At 36.6% G+C, this 14,970-nt stretch carries 13 protein-coding genes; 9 read left to right on the forward strand and 4 right to left on the reverse strand.

Annotated features, from left to right (window positions below; genetic code table 11):
• Positions 1-18: 18 nt before the first annotated feature.
• Positions 19-960, reverse strand: a complete 942-nt coding sequence (locus C0Z22_RS14830; protein WP_103219154.1) for a hypothetical protein — start codon at positions 958-960, stop codon at positions 19-21.
• Positions 961-1,004: 44 nt separating this feature from the next.
• Here C0Z22_RS14830 and C0Z22_RS14835 point away from each other — a divergent pair, with 44 nt between their 5' ends.
• The 3 genes from C0Z22_RS14835 (at position 1,005) to C0Z22_RS14845 (ending at position 4,736) form a co-directional block, all read left to right on the forward strand.
• Entirely contained in the window at positions 1,005-2,003 is a 999-nt protein-coding gene (locus C0Z22_RS14835; protein WP_103219155.1) for an enolase C-terminal domain-like protein, read from the forward strand.
• A gap of 100 nt (positions 2,004-2,103) precedes the next feature.
• Positions 2,104-3,573, forward strand: coding sequence for a LysM peptidoglycan-binding domain-containing protein (locus C0Z22_RS14840; RefSeq protein WP_103219156.1), 1,470 nt, complete (start codon positions 2,104-2,106; stop codon positions 3,571-3,573).
• 32 nt (positions 3,574-3,605) lie between these two features.
• Positions 3,606-4,736 (forward strand): glycosyltransferase family 1 protein, encoded by a 1,131-nt coding sequence (locus tag C0Z22_RS14845; RefSeq protein WP_103219157.1) that lies wholly within the window; start codon positions 3,606-3,608, stop codon positions 4,734-4,736.
• Here C0Z22_RS14845 and C0Z22_RS14850 read toward each other — a convergent pair whose 3' ends face one another.
• Both C0Z22_RS14850 and C0Z22_RS14855 read right to left on the reverse strand, forming a co-directional pair.
• Positions 4,737-5,135, reverse strand: coding sequence for a biopolymer transporter ExbD (locus C0Z22_RS14850; RefSeq protein ID WP_103219158.1), 399 nt, complete (start codon positions 5,133-5,135; stop codon positions 4,737-4,739). It lies immediately after the preceding gene.
• A complete protein-coding gene (locus tag C0Z22_RS14855) occupies positions 5,132-5,650 on the reverse strand; it encodes a MotA/TolQ/ExbB proton channel family protein (protein ID WP_103219159.1) in 519 nt (172 codons plus the stop codon). Before C0Z22_RS14855 ends, C0Z22_RS14850 begins: the two co-directional genes overlap by 4 nt.
• Before the next feature lie 206 nt (positions 5,651-5,856).
• On the opposite strand from C0Z22_RS14855, the gene C0Z22_RS14860 reads away from it, so the two are divergent.
• Positions 5,857-6,135, forward strand: a complete 279-nt coding sequence (locus tag C0Z22_RS14860; RefSeq protein WP_103219160.1) for an HPF/RaiA family ribosome-associated protein — start codon at positions 5,857-5,859, stop codon at positions 6,133-6,135.
• A 171-nt stretch (positions 6,136-6,306) separates the two neighbouring features.
• Positions 6,307-7,125, forward strand: a complete 819-nt coding sequence (locus C0Z22_RS14865; RefSeq protein WP_103219161.1) for a flagellin — start codon at positions 6,307-6,309, stop codon at positions 7,123-7,125.
• Here C0Z22_RS14865 and C0Z22_RS14870 read toward each other — a convergent pair.
• Positions 7,122-9,302 (reverse strand): cytochrome c biogenesis protein CcdA, encoded by a 2,181-nt coding sequence (locus C0Z22_RS14870; RefSeq protein ID WP_103219162.1) that lies wholly within the window; start codon positions 9,300-9,302, stop codon positions 7,122-7,124. The two genes, C0Z22_RS14865 and C0Z22_RS14870, sit on opposite strands and share 4 nt — an antisense overlap.
• Positions 9,303-9,545: 243 nt before the next feature.
• Between C0Z22_RS14870 and C0Z22_RS14875 the strand changes: the two genes are divergently transcribed.
• The 4 genes from C0Z22_RS14875 to guaA all read left to right on the forward strand — a co-directional run bounded on the left by C0Z22_RS14875 (position 9,546) and on the right by guaA (position 14,660).
• Complete coding sequence (locus C0Z22_RS14875; RefSeq protein WP_103219163.1) at positions 9,546-10,265, forward strand: tol-pal system YbgF family protein; 720 nt, start codon at positions 9,546-9,548, stop codon at positions 10,263-10,265.
• Positions 10,231-11,517, forward strand: coding sequence for a hypothetical protein (locus C0Z22_RS14880; RefSeq protein ID WP_103219164.1), 1,287 nt, complete (start codon positions 10,231-10,233; stop codon positions 11,515-11,517). The genes C0Z22_RS14875 and C0Z22_RS14880 overlap by 35 nt, the downstream gene beginning before the upstream one ends.
• A 91-nt stretch (positions 11,518-11,608) precedes the next feature.
• Complete coding sequence (gene guaB / locus C0Z22_RS14885) at positions 11,609-13,087, forward strand: IMP dehydrogenase (protein WP_103219165.1); 1,479 nt, start codon at positions 11,609-11,611, stop codon at positions 13,085-13,087.
• A gap of 19 nt (positions 13,088-13,106) precedes the next feature.
• Positions 13,107-14,660 (forward strand): glutamine-hydrolyzing GMP synthase, encoded by a 1,554-nt coding sequence (guaA, locus tag C0Z22_RS14890; protein ID WP_103219166.1) that lies wholly within the window; start codon positions 13,107-13,109, stop codon positions 14,658-14,660.
• The last annotated feature ends 310 nt before the right edge of the window (positions 14,661-14,970 follow it).

Raw genomic sequence — 14,970 nt, forward strand, 5'->3', positions numbered from 1 at the left:
TACTTCTCTCTATATCAATTACTTATTTTTATTATAAATATTTTGAATCTTATTAAAGTTTTCATTTAAACGATCATCAATGATCTTTGATTTTAATTCTGCCTGCCACTTATCTGGATGATAGGTTTGCACTAATTTCTTATATTTCTTTTTTCGGTCACTTTCTTCTTTTAGTGAACTAAATTCATCACTTAATTTATTTTCATCAATTGGAAAAAGTGCAAAAATCTCATCATATGAAGAGTTCATCTTCTTTGTCAGCGAAGTAAATAAAGAGTCTTTCTTAATCGGTAAGGTTATTTCTTCGCTTCTTATAAAGCCTTCAAGAATTGCTACTCTATCACTTTTTATTGTGGATAAAGCTATAAGTAGCTTTAGTGTTAGTTTATTAAAGCGTTTATGTTCAATTCTTTCTATGTTTTGAAAGAAAAATGCCGTTGTTGCAGCTGACAGAAAGGATTCTTTTGAAAGACTTGATTTGTTTAGCTTTGCTACTTTCAATAGCTCTTCCTTACAAAAGAAACTTTTTATAAAAGGATTTATTAGGGGAGATAGCTCTTCTTTATCAAATTTAAAATCTTTGCGTAATAGATTTAATATCTCTTCACCTTCTTTAAAATCTCCCCACTGAAGAGACGACTGAAGGCCTATAAAGAAATTTAAATCTTCATCACTTGCAAACATTTTCTTTTCTTCAAAATAAGAGAGAAAGGTTCTTTGAGATCCTTTCGTTGTTTTGGCCCCCGTTGCTTGAGTTGAGTTTGAATTACCTGTAGCAGACATTCTTTCAATCTTTCTTCGAACCATCTCATCAAACTCTTCTTTTGAATGAGACTTGTTTGATTTCTTATGAGGATTAAAGATTCCATCAAAGAACTCTTTAAACAGAGGCGCAAGCATGTAGGCCAAAACGATGGCAATAAATGCTAGTGTGATATTTGAAATTATTTTTGGTAACATATTTTAGTCTTTTTAATAATTATTTTAACGCTTTAAGGCATAATATGGAATGGGCAATAGATACACGACTAGTTAACTTAAATAAACCATGGAAGATTTCAGGGGCCGAGGTTTTGGCCAAAGAGATTATCTACGTGACTCTTAAAAATGGTGAATACAAGGGAGTTGGGGAAATTAGCTATGGTTCAAAAGAGAATATCTGCGTCGAAGATTTAAAACAAGAACTTGAGCGTTTTGCATCAGATTATGAAAATGCAGGTATTGTTCAATATAATGAGTTAACACAATATCTAGACCAATATGATTTTTATATTCCTCGTCTAAGACTAGGGGTGGAAACAGCTTTCTTAGATTATCTTGTGAAGGCCACAGAACTTAGTCCATGGAAAATTTTAGGTACTAATACAGTTAAAAGCGTAGACTCATTAGACTCATTTCCAGTTTTTGAAACAATAGATGAAGGAAGAAAGCTGCTTGATGATGCCGATACTAATGGGGTTATCAAATTAAAGATTACACATGAAACATTTCCTGTTCAGGTACAACTTATAAATGAATCAAAGCGTGTATTCGTTTTAGATGCTAACGAGTCATATGGGAGTAATCTCGAATTATTACTTGAGCATTTAGCTATGATAGAAGATGAGAATGTACTTTTTATCGAACAACCGCTTTATCGAAATGAGTTCGACCTTTATAAAGAATTAAAAGAAAAGTCACCAATCGATGTTTTTCTTGATGAAGGCATTGAAGATCATCGATTTCTTGATCCTTTTAAAGACCTTTGTCATGGCGTTGTTCTTAAAACTTCAAAGGCAAATGGCCTGATGAAGACTTTCTCACAACTTCAACAAGCAAAGAAGCTAGGACTTAAGACAATGCTTGGCTGCATGGTTGAATCAACAGTGGGAATTGCGTCACTTTTCAATATTGCTTATGGTTTTGATTATTTTGATTTTGATGGTTTTACAAAATTGAAAGACGATTCAGGGCCTCATGTTATTTGGGAAAAAGGAAAAGTGATTTTGTCTAATATGAATTAAATTCCCCCCCTCGAAAAATTGTGGTGTTCATTTAAAATAGTAAGATATGTAAATTGGTAAAATTACAGAAAAACCTGTATTGAAGCTTTTTGGGAGCCCAATGAAAAAAATCAATATCTTATTACCTTTATTTATTCTTGTATCATGTGCAAACGTTCAGCCAACATATGTTAGTGAAACACCGGCACAAAATCCAAAAGTAATTGTAAAGGAAGTCGTAAAGTATAAATCTAAAGATGTAGGTAGTGTAAAGGCTTACACCATCAACAATATGGATAAACTTGAACTTCACTATCACCAGAAACATTTCGATTTTTGGGTTAAGTATTTTACAGAAAAAGAAAGAGATTTATTTCTTAGATATGTTAATAATGGTGCACGCTATCGTAATGTAATCGAAAAGATTATGCGCTCACACGGTATACCGGAAGATTTATTTTTTGTAGGCTTAATCGAGTCTGGTTACAATACTTTTATCAAATCAAAGGCCGCTGCAGTAGGTCCTTGGCAGTTCATTAAGGCAACAGGTATTAGATATAAGTTAAGAGTTGATAGCTACGTTGATGAGAGAACTCATATCATTAAATCAACTGAAGCAGCTGCTCAGTATTTTAAAGATCTTTATAATATCTTTGGCTCATGGGAGCTTGCTCTTGTTGCCTATAATAAAGGTGAGTACGGTATCATTAGAGCGATTAGAAAAGGTAAGACACGTGATTATATGAAACTTGTTTCACGTAAGTTAATTCCTACAGAAACAATCTATTACGTGCCAAAGGTCGCTGCGGTACGTGAGATCTATAATAATCCAGGTAAATACGGAATGAAGATTACAGAATCAAAAGATAGTCCTTTTGAGAAAGTAAAACAACTCAACGTAAAAGGTTCGTTTGATCTGTACAAATTAGCACGCGCTCAAGGTGTTGATTTAAAAACACTTAAAGTTTTAAATCCAGATTTAAAAAGAAAGTGGGTAAAGGTACAAAGAAGACATACTCAAAGCATCTTCCTACCTTCAAGTGAGTTTACTGATTATGATTCATTAGCAGAGTATGAAACACGTAAGTATATCAATATTGCTTCCAACTCTTCTGATAAAAAATCTTCTGGATTTTATAAAGTAAGACGTGGAGATAACCTTTCAATTATTGCAAATCGTCTAGGTGTTAGAGTAACTGATCTAAAGCGAATTAATGGAATTAGAGGTTCTAAGATTCTTGTTGGACAAAGGCTTAAGTATCAGACTAAAGGCGATATCGTTACTCATAAAGTTGCTAGAGGTGATAACTTAATTGATATTGCACGTAAGTACGGGGTAACAGTTTCAAATATTAAGACATTGAATAATCTTAAAGGAAACAGAATCTTCATTGGACAGAGACTAAAGGTTTCTACAACAAGAGTTCCATCAAGTGTTGCATATAAGAAATACCGCGTACGTCGTGGTGATAACTTAACTGCCATTGCACGTAAGTTTAATACATCGATTGGAACAATCAAGAAAGTAAATGATATTTCAGGTTCTGCTTTATATGCAGGACAAGTGATAAAAGTTCCAAGTGAGGGATAGGCAAATAGTGGCCTTTCCCTTATACTAATCAAATGAAAATTGGATTTGATGCAAAGAGAGCATTTCATAACTTCAGAGGTCTAGGGAATTATTCTAGGGACCTCATTGCAAGTTTAAGTCGCTATCACTCACAGAACTCATATTATCTTTTTACACCAGAATTTGATGACCCAAGGGCCATTCACTGGCTAGATCAATATGATAATTTGAATGTAGTTAAACCTTCTGACTTTTGGTCTAAAAAATTTCCAGCAGCATGGCGATCTTTTAAAGTTGCAGATGAAGCAAAGAGGCTAGAGATTGATATTTTTCATGGTTTATCTCATGAACTACCTCACGGTATTGAGAAGACGGGAATCAAGTCAGTTGTAACAATTCACGATCTCTTATTCTTACGTTTTCCTGAAAACTTCAAATGGATCGATCGACAAGTTTATCTTAGAAAAATAAAGTACGCGACAGAAGTTGCAGATGTTATTTTAGCAATATGTGAGCAAACGAAGAGTGATTTAATTCATTATCTTGGGTGTGATCCAAATAAGATCAAGGTTGTATATCAAACTTGTAATCCTCGTTTCTATTCTCCAATTCCTATTGAGAAACAGGTTTCTACAGTTGAACGCTATGGTGTGAACGAGAAGTTTATTCTTTATGTTGGTGCAATTGAGCCTAATAAGAACGTTCTAACTCTTGTTAAGGCCTATGCAGATATTAAGAAGTCGATTAATCATAAGCTTGTTATTATCGGAAATGGTGGAAGTTTCAAGAAAGAGGTTGAAAGTTATATTCACTCTAAAGGACTTGAAGATCGTATCATGATTCTTTCAAATGTGACTAATGATGACCTTCCAGCTTTTTACCAACGAAGTGATTTATTTGTTTTTCCATCATTCTTTGAAGGATTTGGTATTCCAATTATTGAGGCGTTATTTTCGAAGACACCTGTGATTACTTCTAAAGGATCCGTATTTCCTGAAGCGGGTGGCCCTAATACGATTTATATTGATCCAAGTAATAAACACGAAATGAGTGAGCAAATTGTCAACGTACTAACGAATCCTGATCTTGCCTTTGAGATGGTAGAAGCGGGCCGTAACTTCGTTGAAAAATTTCATCGTCGTAAGACGGCCCAGAATTTAATTGATTTGTATTCGAGTATGTAATTACTTTTCAGTGATTAGTGAGAGGTTAGTTAGGCTGTATTTCTTTAACACATCTAAAATACGCACTAGCCTCGAGTACTGAACTTCTTGATCAACTCTTAGATCAATTGGTTTATTCTTATCTTGAATAGATGCTAACTCAGTATCTAATTCATCAATAGTGTATTTCTTACCAGCAATTGCAACTTCCTCTTTTGATAATTCAATTGTTAAAACTTTAGAATCTGCAGAGGCCTTTTCACCAGACTCTGTCTTTGGAAGATTTAAAAGTAGCGCAAGCTCAGACTTCTTAAATACAGTTGAAGTCATGAAGAAGATCAAAAGTAAAAAGACAACATCAATCAATGGAGTGATGTCAGCATTTGCTTCTTGTCTTGTTCTTTTTGTGCGTGAACTCATAGAACTTTTTCCATGATTTCTTTTTCTAGTTTTGTCTCTAGTTTATCAACTGAACCAAGTAGGTAGTTGTGACCAACAAAGTGTGGAATCGCTACGATCATTCCACCAACTGTCGTGATCAGTGCCATTGAAATCCCTTGTGCAAATGAAGCCGGATTTGAAAGACCTGTTTCTGACATTACGTGGAAGGCCGTAAGAACACCAACTACTGTACCAAGAAGACCTAGAAGAGGTGAGATCGTTGCAATAATTTTTACAGTGTTTAGACCCTTTTCAACATTCATGATGTGGCCAGCAAGGTACTGCTTTGCAATTTCAATAGTTGATGAGGTGTCCATGTGCTCACCATTATCTTTTATCCTCTTTTGAATATCGCTTGAAGTTTGAGAAGTCATTTTCATTTCAACTGAAAGAAAATAAGCTTTTGATAACATGATTGCCCATCCTACTACATTGATAAATAGTAGAATATACATAATTAAGCCACCCTGTTGGATGTATTCATATAAGCGCATTGCGTCTCCTTTATTATAAAACATTTTAATTTTATTATAAAAATGGGGCCATGAGAACACTAAAATATTTTGATCAGATATGCTCAAATCAAACAATTTATTACTTTTAGAGAAATTTACAAAAATCTAACATAGCTCAGATAATTAATTGTGCTGGCCTGATATTATATATTCATAGAGGAACACAGGAAAAAATTGGAGGTCCTATGAACTATGAATTAAGCTTTCACAACGTTGATCACTCACCAGCTTTTGAGGATTACGTAGCTAAAAAGTTGAAAGGAATTTCAAACGACTTTAGAAATGTGGGTCATATTCAGTTCGTGGCCGATAAGAAAGGTCCAGAATATGTATTCTCGGCCAATGTGAACGGTCACAAACATCAGTTCCACAAAAAAGCCAAAGGAGATAATGTTTATCAAGCAGCTGCTGGTGTCTTAGTTGCTTTTAAAAGCTGGTATCGCGATCAGAAGATTGCTAGCTAATTAAAATAAGATACCAAAATAGTCGGCTTACGGCTCTCAATTCTAACTAGACAAGTGCCCAAAGTTTTTTACTTACACGTATAAACTTTGGGCATTTTTTTCCGATAAATTTTAAGTAGTAGACCCTTTCATGGTGGAAAGGGCCGAAAATTTAAAGGGTAGTCTTCAGGGATGAGAGTAGGGACTAATGTCACATCACAGCTGGCGCAAAGAATGCTAGGTGAAGTGAACGATCACCAGACGAGTGAGGTTCGCAAACTAGCAGGTGCAAAGCGCATTTATCAGGCCGCAATTGATCCGGCCGGCGCAGCTATATCCCTAAAGATGTCAGCACAGAATCGCTCTAATCTTCAGGCCCAACGAAACTCAAACGATAGTTTTTCAATGCTCGAGGTTGCTGATGCAACAATGGGGAGTATGCAAGATATTGCAATTCGCTTAAAAGAGCTCTCTATCCAAATGGCAACTGATACTTATAACGATAGTGATCGCGCCAATACAAACCGTGAATTCAAGCAGCTTGCACGTGAAATAATACGTATTCAAGAAAATGCTGAATATAATGGCACTAAACTTTTAAATGGTGGCCGTGATCTTGAAATGCAAATTGGTATTCGTAACTCAGAGAAGAATGATCGTATCAAGTATAATATCAGTGATGTAATGACTTCAAATCGTAAGCTTCTTAATCAAAACGTTCTGACAAAAGAAGGGGCGAGGTCTGCAATGGGAGCTGCAGATGCTTTAATTGATAAGATCTCACATTCTAGGGCCAAGGTTGGTTCAACGATGAAAAGAGTAGAAAGTACTAGCGTTAATCTTCAGCATAATTATGAAAACTCTGAAGCGGCTAGATCAAAAATAGAAGATACAGATATTGCAAAAGCGACGGCAGCAAAGGCCCTCGATTCGATTAAGATGGAGTCTGCAACAGCATTCCTAGCGCAAGCTAATACTGCGCCAGGAGCAATTGCAAAGCTTCTTGGTTAGTTTACTCCAAGAGCTTTCTTAACTTTACCAAGAGTGATTGTTTCACCTAGCTTAATTAACTCACCATTCTCATTGATCACAAAGTAAGCAGGAACACCAACCATTCCCTGAGACTCTAGCCATTTTCCGATGGCCTCATCTTTACGAGTCCAGTCTCCAAGAAGTAGATCGATCTTATTTTCAGCAACCATATCTTTGAATGAGTCAGTATTGATAACAAGCTTTTCATTTACCTTACAAGTGATACACCAGCGAGCAGTGAAATCAATAAATGTAAGCTTCTTCTCATCAATGCGCTTATTCATTTCTTCTTGTGTCCATTTAGTCCAGTTAAGGCCTTCTCTTTTTTTGTCTTCGATAAGAGAGTTACCGTTACCACCAGTATTAAGTGGAGTTGTTATTGCAGAATAGCCTAAGTAGAAGACTGGAAGAACAATGATTAAGGTTGCTAGAGCTTTCTTTGTCATATTCTTTCTCATATAGAAAAGGAAGAATGTGAAGACAAGGGCCGAATTGATATACATCATCGCAACAGGTGAACCCACGAGTGCTGAGTAGACATCAAGTAACCAGACAACTGTTAGAATTAAAGTTAATCCTAAAAGTTTCTTCACGTGATCCATCCACATACCTGGCTTAGGAAGGAAGCGAATTAGTGCAGGGAAAATTCCTGTTAGAATAAAAGGTGCACTTAAACCAAGTCCAATTGCTAGAAAGATCATGACAATATTTGTACTTGATTCTGAAAATGCAAAAGTAAGAGCTGTTCCAAGAAATGGAGCCGAGCATGGAGTTGAAAGTACTGTCGCTAAAACACCACTAATAAAGTCACCGTAGAAGGTATTTCTAACTTCAACATTTCCAAGTTTTGTTCCACCAGGAGTTTTAAATTCAAAGAGACCAAAGAGGTTTAGCGCCATCGTGAAGATGACAAAGACCATGATCGCTACAAACATTGGTGATTGAAGCTGAAAACCCCAACCAATTTGTTCACCAGATGCTTTAAGGCCAACAATAGTAAAGGCAAGTGCCGCAAATGTAGCAAGGACACCTAGTGAGTAGAACATATTATGTTTTAATACTTTTGAACGACTCTCATTCGAATGCTTAATTAGCCCAAATAGCTTAAGAGAGATAACAGGTAGAACACATGGCATGATATTTAGAATTAATCCACCAATAAAGGCCATAAAAAGAAAGTAAGGTAGGGAAGAAGAGCCTTCCTCATTGCTTACAATATTCTTATCTTGAACAGGCCTATCATTATCAACTTTTGTTAGTCTCGCGTAGAATGTTTTAAATGACTCTTCATTTGTTCCAAATGAATTAATGTCAAAATCAACTCGATATGTTTCACCGATAACTGGGTCATTAAAAACAAACTTAAATGCAAGTGGTTCAACAAAACGCCCATCTGTCGGAAGAGGGTATTCTGGCTCTAAGTATTCTCCATCCCAATCTAACTGGTAGAGTCCGTAGTGATTTCCTTTTGTGTCTTTATAGAGTGCTTCTCTTTTAAAACTGATTGGACTCGTTGTATAAGGTGTCAGGACATTTTGTCCCGCCGTAAGCTTTTGGTTTTCACCAGTAATATTATAGACAAGAGCAAGTCCGCCTTCATACTTTGTTAATTGAAGATTTAGGTATGTTGGAGTTTCTCTAAGAGTAGGAAGGTTATTAAATCTTTTTTCAATTTCAGAATTTGCTACTTGGATTTGATTATCTTTAGATTTGAAAACACCACCATCAAAGTCACCCTTAATTATCTTTTCCTGTGGAATACAAATGTCATGACAAATTAAGTATTTTAAATGAACTTCAAAATTCTTCGCATTATCAAATGAATTTCCTAGGTAGTAGAAATACGAGTAATCATCTTTGTGACCGAATGTCTGAATATCACCCTTCTCAATAAACTTATGTGGTATTGGCCATTCCACTAGATCCAGTACAATTTTATCGCCATCTTGTTTAAACTCAACTTCTGTCGCTAAACCTGAATCCCCTGGGTTTTGCCAGTATGTATGCCAACCATCTTTATTTCTCAAGTTAATGGCCAAGTACTTATTGTTGTTCTTAGCAAACGTTGTTACCTGGGCCTTCACTAGGTCTGAGTAATCTTTTTTATCGGCGTAGGCAAAGAGGGTGATGGCCAGGGCCAGTAGGATTTTGTACATTATTTTTTCCTTAAAATATCTTAATTAATTTCATACCTTAGCGGTATTATACGCTAAAGCATGACGCTAAATCTAGGAATTGACAAAGATTTGACGATAAAAGCTTCTCTCTTAACATTGTGAATGAATATTAACATTTCGCCTTGTAACTCCTTAAAAATACGTAGTCGCAAATTTTGCTAAATATTTTAGTCCATTATCCGAAAAGAAGAGCGAAGAGGTACTAATAACGAGGAAAAAAAAGTGAAAACCGTTAATTCTTTATTCTTTGGACTTGCATTGATGTCGCTAACATCGTGTAGCTATGTGGAGCATTTTGAAAAACGCGCCCAGGCCATTAACGAGTTAGAGGACAAGATTCTAGTTTTATCAAAAGAAAATCAAGAGATGAACAATAAGCTTATGCAAGCTAATTACAAAATCAAAACTCTTGAAAGTAAGAATTATTATCTCGAAACACAATTAAAAGATAAAGCTCCTAAAAAGGAGAGTTATACAAAGAGAACAATTGCAAGTGTTGCACGCGTCGATAGTAACGACCTCGTTAAGTACGATGTGTATAAGTGGGATGCAAAAGAGATGGTCTCAATTGCACAAAAAGAATTTGATTCTAAGAATTATGAAAAGAGTGCGCAGTTTTTTAATGCATACACAAAGAACTTTCCAAACTCAAAAGAGCTTGATGCTGACTTCTTATTTCAAGCAGGTGTAGCAAGTTATGAGTCAGGAAAACACTATGATTGGAGTGAGAAATATTTCACTTATCTTACTAAGAAGTATCCAACATCAAAATACTACCTAGGTGCAAAATTATGGCTAGGTATGAGTTATTTAAAACAAAATCGTAAAGACGAATTCTTTGCAGTCGTTGAAGAATTTAGAAAGAAATATAGAAACACTCCTGAATGGAATATCCTAAGTGGGCACTATGAGAAAATCGTACAGAAATATAAAAAGAACTAGTCTGCTAATCTTAGCATTCATCTCGACTTTTTTTACAGTTGCTCTTGGTGCCGAAACGGCAAAATCTCCAAGGGCCGTTGTTGCAAGAGTGCAGGGGAATGTTTTTGTAACTAGTAATCAACAAACAAAGAAGTTAGATGCAGGAAGCTACATCTATGACTTTGACGATATTTTTACTGAAGTAGGCGCTGAACTTGTTTTTAGAGATTACTTTGATCACGAGTATCATGTTTCAGGTTCAAGTTATGTCTCAATGCTTAATAAAATAGTTGAGCTTAAGTCTGGATATATCTGGGTAAAGTCTATTGAAAATACTGATGATAAGTTTCAACTTCAAACTGTTAATGCGACAATTTCGTACGATAGTGGAGAGTATATTGCTTCTTATGATCCAGAAAATGGAAAGACTCAAATTTTAAGTATTACAGGTACTCATACAATTAATAATAATGTTTATGAGTTTATGAAAGAACAGGTTGGCCCTGGCCGCTTTTCTTTTGTGAAAGAAGATTATGAAAATGGTGCTCCAAGAGTTCCGACACCTATTTCTTCTAGCGCTTATGAAGCTGTGACTTCTTTATTTCCTGCAGTTAAACCGATGAATGAACGCACTCTTGTTGCTAGAGCACCAAGGCATAAAGACAATAAGATCTCGCAAGAGCTATATACAAAGACTCCTAAAAGATCGACAGCTTCTGTTACTCTTAGAGAAGATATGAGGGTTTCTAATAAGCCTGGTGAAATTGTTGTAAGACAATCTCAAACAGTTAAGTCTCGTCGAGAGATTGCTTCTGTTGGAGTAGAAGGTGGGGCAAGAGCAACTCGACTTGAGCAATTCTATGAAGAAAAACTTAAGGAAATGGCAAAAGAGTCACCTAAGAAGAAAGCTTTTAAGAAGTTTAAGCCAGACTACACAACTAAATCTGATGTAGAAGTTAATGTATACGGGCCAAATACTAGGGTTCCTGCTTCTGAAGAAAAGGCTCCTACTCAAATGAAAAAAGAGCGTGAGTATGAGAGGGAAGCTCCACAAGAAGGAGTACGTCCAGAGCGTAAGTTTAGGCCAGAGAAGCCTCAGTCTTTAAGAAATCCTGCATCTGTACCTTCACCTGTTGATGAAGAATTTAAAAATGATGTATTTGAGACATCTTTGAGAAAAGAGTATTTAGGTCAACAAAAGCATAGCGATGCTGTAAACAGTCTAATTAATGATCTTGAGAGTTATAGTCAGGATTACAAAGAAGCCTACTAAGAAAAATTCCCGGTATTATAAAAAAATGATCTCAGTTAAAATATAAGCAACTATTTGCTTATATTTTAACTATTTAGATGGGATCAGTCTTATGTCTATTGCACAAATTCCTCAGGCCCTTACTTATGATGATGTCTTAATTAAACCAGGATATTCAGAAGTATTGCCTGGAGATGTTTCTTTAAAAACAAAGTTTTCTCGTAATATTGCTTTAAATATTCCAATCGTTTCGGCGGCCATGGACACTGTAACAGAGTCTAAGACTGCAATTGTTATGGCCCAACAGGGTGGTATTGGTGTTATTCACAAGAATATGTCTCCTGAAGATCAAGCGTGGGAAGTTGAGAAGGTAAAGAAGTTCGAGTCAGGTGTTGTTCTAAATCCAATTACAGTTAATCCTGAAATGCATTTAGAAGAAGTCATAAGGCTGACGAGTAAAAATAAGATTACAGGGGTTTTAGTTGTTGATTCTGAAAACTATCTCGTAGGAATTCTTACTAGTCGTGATATTCGTTTCGAACATAATCTGAATCAAAAAGTTAAAGATATCATGACTCCAAAAGATAAGCTTGTTGCAGCTCTGGAGGGGATTGATCTCGATGAGGCCCAGAAAATTCTTCATAAGAATAGAATTGAGAAGCTTCCAATTATTTGTAAGGATGGAAAGCTTAAAGGTCTAATTACAATCAAAGATATTTTAAAGCGTATCAACTTTCCTAACTCTAACAAGGATGCATTAGGACGTCTTAGAGTTGCCGCTGCTATTGGCGTAGGTGATAAAGAGGTTGAGCGTGCAAAGCATCTTATTGCTGCTGGTGTTGATTGTATCATTATTGATACAGCACATGGTCACTCAAAAGGTGTCATCGGTATGGTTAAAACAGTAAGAGGGCTTATTTCTAAAGATCAAAGTGTTGATATTATCGCAGGAAATATTGCAACACCTGAAGCATGTCTCGCTCTAATCGATGCTGGTGTTGATGGTGTAAAAGTAGGAATTGGTCCAGGATCAATTTGTACAACTCGTGTTGTTGCAGGAATTGGAGTTCCTCAACTTTCTGCAGTTATGGATTGTGCTGATGTTTGTTTTAAGGCAGGGATCCCATTTATTGCAGACGGTGGAATTAAATACTCTGGTGATATCGTTAAAGCTCTTGCTGCAGGGGCCAGTTGTGTCATGCTTGGTTCAATGTTTGCAGGGTGTGATGAAACACCTGGAGAGATGGTTTTATATCAAGGTCGTACTTATAAAGTTTACCGTGGTATGGGCTCACTTGGAGCAATGAAGCTTGGTTCAAAAGATCGCTACGGACAAGGTGATGTAGATGATCAAAAATTAGTTCCAGAAGGTATTGAAGGGCAAGTTCCATATAGAGGAAGCCTTGCTTCAAATATCTACCAATTAAATGGTGGTATTAGAAGTGGTATGGGCTATATCGGTGCTTCAACAATTGTCGAAATGCAAGAGAAGGCCCAATTCGTAAAGATTACGGCAGCTTCACTTAAAGAGAGTCATCCACATGACATCATGATTACGAAAGAAGCGCCAAACTATCAAATTGAAAAATAAAAAATAGGAATAATAAAATATGAGTGCAAGACAAATATGGATCGTGGACTTTGGTTCACAGTACACACAATTAATTACAAGAAAGTCGCGTGAGCTCGGTTACTCTAGTGAGATCATCACTGTAAAAAAAGCGCGTGAATTATTTAGCGAAGGAAAGAAGCCTAACGCTCTTGTTCTTTCTGGTGGCCCACAATCAGTTTTTGAAGATGAAACAAATTATGATTTTGTTTTTGAAAATGAGAAACTTCCTATCCTAGGTGTGTGCTACGGAATGCAGCTAATGGGGAAGTACTTTGGTGGTGTTGTTGAGAAGGGAACAATCGGTGAATACGGTCATGCTAAGATTCATTTAATAAATGGATTCAAAATGGATGGAGTTCCTGAAGAAGTAAATGTTTGGATGTCTCACTCTGATCATATCTCAAAACTTCCTGAAAATTTTAATCTTGTCATGGAATCAGGAAATGGTCTTGTTTCTGCAATTGAGCATACAACACGTCCAATGATGGGATTACAATTTCACCCTGAAGTTGAACATAGTGAACATGGAAAGGATATTTTAAATCATTTCTTTAAAGATATCGCAAAGCTTGAAAAAGATTGGGATGCGACTGAAATGCTTGAAGAGGCAAAAGAGCTTGTGCGTGGAATTGAAAAATCAAAAGTTCTATGTGCTTTCTCTGGTGGTGTAGACTCACTTGTTGCAGCTCAACTTTCACACGAAGTAATCGGTGATAATCTATACTGCTTCTTTGTTGACCACGGACTTCTTCGTCCACAAGATTACCAGCATATTGAAACATTAAAAGAGAAAACTCAGCTAAATATTGAAGTGATCGACGTTAAGGCCGAGTTTATGGCAAACTTAGAAGGTAAGTCTGATCCGGAAGATAAGCGTAAGGCCATTGGAAAAACTTTCATTGATATCTTTGAAATGAAAGTAAAAGAATACCAAGAAAATCACGGCATTAATTTTGAATACCTTCTACAAGGTACTTTATATCCAGATGTCATTGAATCAATCTCTCCCCATGAAGAAGATGGTAAGTCAGTAACGATTAAGTCTCACCACAATGTTGGAGGACTTCCTGAGAGAATGAATTTAAAACTTCTTGAGCCTCTTCGTTACCTATTTAAAGACGAAGTGAGAAAGATGGGAGAAGAGCTTGGTCTTGAACATAGTTGGGTTCACCGTCATCCATTCCCTGGGCCAGGAATCGGAATTCGCGTTCTTGGTGAATTAACTGAAACTCGTATTGCCCAGGTACAACAAAGTGATCAAATTCTTTTTGAAGAATTACATAAGCACAATCTCTATGAATCAACTTGGCAGGCACTGACTGTTTTACTTCCTGTAAAAACAGTTGGAGTAAAAGGTGATGGCCGTGCCTACGAAGAAGTTATTTGTCTTCGCATGGTTAACTCAAGTGATGGGATGACTGCGACGTGGACAGATATGCCACACGCTTTCTTATCTCGTGTTTCAAATCGCATCACTAATGAGGTTAAGGGTATCACTCGTGTGGTTTATGACATCACGTCTAAACCTCCTGGCACTATTGAATGGGAATAGCCGCGGTCATCTTGGCAAAGCCAAGATTTGACGCGGCTATAGCGCCCCACCATTTGGAATGAATCAATACTTCAACAGGCCGACGTTTATGTCGGCCTTGTTGCCTCAGGCGCAATGGGAAAGATGTCGCATTTGACCGAAAGCCGCACCTGCGGTTTGCTTTCTTGAATCACATCCATCTCTGCTTCAAAACTCCCCTTGGGGGGACTTTTGCTGCAGGATGTGCCTCAGGCGCAATGGGAAAGCCTTCGAATAGTAGTGCCACCCAACCAGCGCCAATTAATCACGAAGTGATTAATTAAGCAACGGT

The organism is Halobacteriovorax sp. DA5 (assembly GCF_002903145.1).
GTDB lineage: Bacteria > Bdellovibrionota > Bacteriovoracia > Bacteriovoracales > Bacteriovoracaceae > Halobacteriovorax_A.

Coding starts and splice junctions, on each gene's coding strand:
- C0Z22_RS14845 (WP_103219157.1), top strand. CDS start 3,606: ATGAAAATTGGATTTGATGCAAAGAGAGCATTTCATAACTTCAGAGGT.
- guaA (WP_103219166.1), top strand. CDS start 13,107: ATGAGTGCAAGACAAATATGGATCGTGGACTTTGGTTCACAGTACACA.
- C0Z22_RS14830 (WP_103219154.1), bottom strand. CDS start 960: ATGTTACCAAAAATAATTTCAAATATCACACTAGCATTTATTGCCATC.
- C0Z22_RS14835 (WP_103219155.1), top strand. CDS start 1,005: ATGGAATGGGCAATAGATACACGACTAGTTAACTTAAATAAACCATGG.
- C0Z22_RS14855 (WP_103219159.1), bottom strand. CDS start 5,650: ATGCGCTTATATGAATACATCCAACAGGGTGGCTTAATTATGTATATT.
- C0Z22_RS14860 (WP_103219160.1), top strand. CDS start 5,857: ATGAACTATGAATTAAGCTTTCACAACGTTGATCACTCACCAGCTTTT.
- C0Z22_RS14840 (WP_103219156.1), top strand. CDS start 2,104: ATGAAAAAAATCAATATCTTATTACCTTTATTTATTCTTGTATCATGT.
- C0Z22_RS14865 (WP_103219161.1), top strand. CDS start 6,307: ATGAGAGTAGGGACTAATGTCACATCACAGCTGGCGCAAAGAATGCTA.
- guaB (WP_103219165.1), top strand. CDS start 11,609: ATGTCTATTGCACAAATTCCTCAGGCCCTTACTTATGATGATGTCTTA.
- C0Z22_RS14870 (WP_103219162.1), bottom strand. CDS start 9,302: ATGTACAAAATCCTACTGGCCCTGGCCATCACCCTCTTTGCCTACGCC.
- C0Z22_RS14850 (WP_103219158.1), bottom strand. CDS start 5,135: ATGAGTTCACGCACAAAAAGAACAAGACAAGAAGCAAATGCTGACATC.
- C0Z22_RS14880 (WP_103219164.1), top strand. CDS start 10,231: ATGAGAAAATCGTACAGAAATATAAAAAGAACTAGTCTGCTAATCTTA.